At 69.4% G+C, this 3,351-nt stretch carries 5 protein-coding genes; 3 read left to right on the forward strand and 2 right to left on the reverse strand.

All coding sequences use genetic code 11. The features are described 5' to 3' along the window. The coding region (locus WBL05_RS06040) for an ABC transporter ATP-binding protein (protein WP_424224455.1) at positions 1-687 on the reverse strand (687 nt) is incomplete at its 3' end. Continuing rightward, positions 684-1,313: a TetR/AcrR family transcriptional regulator gene (locus WBL05_RS06045; protein ID WP_424224456.1), complete on the reverse strand. Its 630-nt coding sequence runs from the start codon at positions 1,311-1,313 to the stop codon at positions 684-686. The genes WBL05_RS06040 and WBL05_RS06045, both read right to left, overlap by 4 nt. Positions 1,314-1,393: 80 nt before the next feature. Here WBL05_RS06045 and WBL05_RS06050 point away from each other — a divergent pair, with 80 nt between their 5' ends. From WBL05_RS06050 to WBL05_RS06060, 3 genes are all read left to right on the forward strand, one after another. Further along, positions 1,394-1,828, forward strand: coding sequence for a hypothetical protein (locus tag WBL05_RS06050; RefSeq protein ID WP_424224458.1), 435 nt, complete (start codon positions 1,394-1,396; stop codon positions 1,826-1,828). Positions 1,829-1,888: 60 nt separating this feature from the next. After that, positions 1,889-2,512: a helix-turn-helix domain-containing protein gene (locus tag WBL05_RS06055; protein WP_424224459.1), complete on the forward strand. Its 624-nt coding sequence runs from the start codon at positions 1,889-1,891 to the stop codon at positions 2,510-2,512. 600 nt (positions 2,513-3,112) lie between these two features. Next, the coding region (locus WBL05_RS06060; RefSeq protein ID WP_424224460.1) for a hypothetical protein at positions 3,113-3,351 on the forward strand (239 nt) is incomplete at its 3' end.

Below are 3,351 nucleotides of genomic sequence, written 5' to 3' on the forward strand. Positions count from 1 at the left end.
CGTGTACCGCGTCCCGGCGGCCCCAGCGGTGAGGTCGCCGGGCCGGCCGGTGGCGACCACGGTGCCGCGGTCGATGATCGCGAGCCGGTCGCACAGGTGCTCGGCCTCGTCCATGTAGTGCGTGACCAGCACGACCGTGACGCCGCGGGCCCGGACGTGGTCGATCAGGTCCCAGGTGGCGCGGCGTGCTCGGGGGTCCAGCCCGGTGGTGAGCTCGTCGAGCACCGCGATCTCCGGGTTGCCGACCAGCGCCAGGGCGATGGACAGCCGCTGCTGCTGGCCGCCGGAGAGGTCGGCGAAGGCGATGCGGCGCCGGTCGGTCAGCCCGAGCAGCTCCAGGAGCTCGGCGGGGTCGGCAGGATCGGGGTAGAACGAGGCGTACAGCTCCAAGGCCTCGCCCACCCGCAGCCGCGCCGGGAGCCGGGCCTGCTGCAGCTGGACCCCGACACGGTCGCGCACCTGCCAGGTGTCGCGGTGGGGGTCCAGGCCGAGCACCCGGATGTTGCCGGCGTCGACGGGGCGCAGCCCGACCATGGCCTCCACGGTGGTGGTCTTCCCGGCACCGTTGGGGCCGAGGATCCCGAAGATCTCCCCGCGCCGGACGGTGAGGGAGACGTCGGCGACGGCGACGGTGGCGCCGTAGGTCTTGCGCAGGTGCTGGACGTCGATGACGGCTTCTTCGGTCATGACTGCTCCCATGGGAGTGCGTTGGTGGCCTTCTCGACGACGGAGACGAGCAGACCGGTGTAGGCGGCCAGGTCGAAGGCCGGGTCGGTGGCGAGCCGGCCGGAGGCGGTGTCGATCGCCCCGCGAATGAGGATCGCCAGGGACCGGGCGTCGAAGTCGCCGAACGCGCCCGTGGCCTGACCGTCGCGCAGGAGCTGTTCCAGGTGGGCCAGGACCGGGTCCTCCCCTCCGGGGCCGAAACGCAGGCTCCCGTCCGGGCGGCGGGCGTTGGCGGCGACCTCGACCACGGCGGCGACATCGGCAGGGTGTTCGCCGAGGAACGCCAAGTTCGCCTCGATGTACCCGCGGACCACGGCCGCCGGGTCCTGGCCCGCGGCGGTCCGCTCGGCGATCGCCGCCCCCGCCCGGGTGTAGACATCGAGCAGCACATGGCCCAGCAGGTCGTCCCTGCCGTCGAAGTAGTAGGACACCACTCCCTTGCTGACCCCGGCCCGGCGCGCGATCTCCGCCAACGACGCACCCGCGTAGCCCACCTCCGCCAGCGCCTCGATGGCGCACCGGATGATCTGCACCCGCCTGGCCGCCTCCGTGAACGTTCGGGCACGTTCGCCAATGTCTGACCGCACGGTTAAAGTCTAGGTCGCTCGGTCAGACCGCGCAAGAGTCGGCACGCAGTGCGCCCGCTGCATGTGCCGGGGCGACCCCCGTGGCCTACGCCGAACTGCCCGGCGCCCAGCACGGGTTCGATCTACTCCGCTCGGTGCGGTCCGACGCCGTCGTCGCCGGCATCGACGCCTTCCTCGCCGGGATCATCCGGACTACCTCGGATGGCGCGGCACCCCGGCCGCCCCGTATCCGACACCCGCACCGGGACGCCGGCGCCTGGCGTCCGCCGCCGCCAGTCGCCGAACCACGACAGGTGAACGTGCCCAGGCGACGGGAGAACATCCGCCCTAGCTCCAGGCCCGGCACGGGCGGGAACGCGAGCCGTGGGGTGCGTGTGCCGCAGTCGCCGTGGGTGCTGATGCTCGCAACGGTCGCGCCGCTCGCGATCTACTACGGCGTACGTGGGTTGGGATTCGGGGCTCTTCCGAGTTCCGGTGGGGGTGAGGGGCGCGCCGGTGTCGTGATGCCCGGGTGAGAGGGGTCGAGGCCTCCAAGATCGGGAGCGACCAAGCACCCTGTCCGGAAGGCCTCGACGTTGTCTGAGCCTACGGCGCACATCGCTGCGCGCTGCCATGACCACACCGACTACTGCTCGCGTTGCGACCTGCTCGTCGGGCTCGGCGAGCTGCACGTGATCGCCGTCGAGTTCGACCATGACATCGGGCTGCTCACGGTGCGGGTCGAGTCGCCCAGGACCCCGATGGGTTGCCCGACGTGCGGTGTCATTGCGGGCAGCCACGGCCGCCGTGACGTGGTGCTGGTCGATGCGCCGTGCTTCGACCGGCCGGTCCGGCTGATCTGGCGCAAGCGGACCTGGCGCTGCGTCGAGCCGTCGTGTCCGACGAAGGTCTTCACCGAGCAGGACGAGCAGGTCGCCCGGCCTCGGGCTCTGTTGACGACGCGGGCGTGCTGGTGGGCGATCAACCAGATCCGCCGCGAGCACACCTCGATCAGCGGGATCGCCCGACAGCTCGGGACGACGTGGAACACCGTGTGGTCCTCGATCCGACCGCTGCTGCAGGAGATGGCCGACGACAACTCCAGGTTCGCCGGCGTGAAGCGCCTCGGGGTCGATGAGCATGTGGTGCGCCACGAGGCGCTGTTGTATCGGATGGAGGTGGGAGACCTGCATTGGTTGGCCGTCGTAGCGGCCAAGTGAAGCTGACGGCAGCCTGTCCTGGGGGAACGCCTGGGGTGGGTGGGAGCAGCCGTGACAAAGTCAGGACGGTCCAGTACTACCGGATGGGCCGTGTCTGGTGAGCAAGACGGGAAGGTGTACGAGAGGAACCGGTGTCGTAAAGCCTCTTAATCGTCGCCCAGCTCTAACCCGGTGGATCGGGGCTGGTTTGCGGTGCGTAACCGCTTGTCGGGGCCGTCGCTGATGGTCGTGGCGGGTGGGGAACTGTCGGAACGGTGGTATGTGTCGGGTCCGGCAGGTCGTGGTGAAGGTCTACGGCGTAGCCACGACGATGCCGCAGGGGTAAAGCCGGACGCCTCGCCCGTCAACCGAACAACAGTGAACGTGGGAACCATCCGCATTCCGCTCCCCGCTTCTTGGGGATAGGTGCGTTGCCTGCCGAAGGGTGTGGGTGGGGCGGAGCCGCCGTAGTACTCCGAGGCCGGGAAAGCCGGTCACATGGGGAAGGGCGGCAGTGAGAGAAAGCAGAAGAAGGTGAATGTAATGTCCGAAGACGCGCCGGTGAATGTCGGCGCCTCCGGATGGCCCAGCGATGCTCGGGCCTATCTGGGGGTACGGAGGATGCAGACCAAGCTGCATGGTTGGGCGGCCACCGATGGTGGTCGCCGGTTCGATGACCTGTGGAACCTTGTGTGTGATCCGGCGTTCTTGACGATGGCGTGGGAACGCGTCGCCGGGAACAAGGGGTCCAAGACTCCCGGGGTGGACCGTGTCACCGTGGCACGGATCAGTTCCGGGGTCGGGGTGGAGGAGTTCCTGCGAAACATTCGAGCCCAGTTGAGGGCTGGAGAGTTCAGGCC

Source organism: Brooklawnia sp. (assembly GCF_049651565.1).
GTDB lineage: Bacteria > Actinomycetota > Actinomycetes > Propionibacteriales > Propionibacteriaceae > Brooklawnia.